Origin of the sequence: Streptomyces sp. A1277, from assembly GCF_004795015.1 — a bacterium.
In the GTDB taxonomy this organism is placed as follows: domain Bacteria; phylum Actinomycetota; class Actinomycetes; order Streptomycetales; family Streptomycetaceae; genus Streptomyces.
The window spans coordinates 1-965 of sequence record NZ_SSBI01000106.1; the positions used below are offsets into that span (position 1 = coordinate 1).

At 67.8% G+C, this 965-nt stretch carries 1 protein-coding gene; it reads left to right on the forward strand.

What is annotated here, in order from left to right; translation table 11 throughout:
• The coding region (locus tag E6R18_RS33850) for an RHS repeat domain-containing protein (protein ID WP_168712515.1) at positions 1 to 965 on the forward strand (965 nt) is incomplete at both ends.

A 965-nucleotide genomic window follows, 5' to 3' on the forward strand; every position in this document is an offset into this window, starting at 1 on the left:
TTCTTCACCGACGAGGTCGAGTGGTACGACTCCACCGGTGCGACGGTGTCGTTCAAGAAGAAGAGCGACGGGTCGTTCACTACGCCGGACGGGTATTCGCGGGACCTGGTGAAGAACAGCGACGGCACCTACACGCTGACCGACCGCAAGTCCGGAGCGAAGGACACCTACACCTCGTCCGGTGCGCTGACGAAGGTCACCGACCGCAACGGGGGCGTGATCACGGTCGCGTCACACGGGCAGGGCGCCGGATTCAAGATCACCGAGAGCCGGTCGGGGCGGTGGGTGGACGTCACCAACGACGGCGGCGGCTGGTGGCACGCCACCGACCACACCGGCCGCCAGGTCTCCTACCACCTCGACGACCAAGACCGCGTCCACAAGGTCACCGACACCAACCTGGCCACCGTCACCTACGACTACGACTCCTCGGACCGCATCGAGTCCGTCACCACCCAGGAGAACCGTGTCACCCGCTTCACCTACGACAGCGCCAACCGGGTCACCTCCATGACCAGGGCCTCCACCGAGGGCGGCAGCACCGGCCCCACCTGGACCTACACCTACTCCGCGTCCTCGGCCACGGCCGCGGGGACCACGACGGTCACCGACCCCGAGGGCGACGCCACGAAGTACGTGCACAACGGCGACGGGGAAGTCAGCAAGGTCACCGACCCGCTGACCCACTCCCGCTCCACCACCTACCAGGCCCACATGGCCACCACCGCCGTCGACGCCATGGGCTCGGGCTCCACGGCCGGGAACACGACGACCTACGGGTGGGATTCACGCAACAACCCGACCTCCACGACCCTGCCCAGCGGCGCGACCGCCCAGATGACGGGATGGCTGACGAAGGCGGGCATGGACGTGCCCGGCACGTTCGAGAGCCCGGACGACAGCAAGACGAACTACTCCTACGACGCGGTCGGCAACACCACCTCCGTCGCCGTCACGGGCACCGG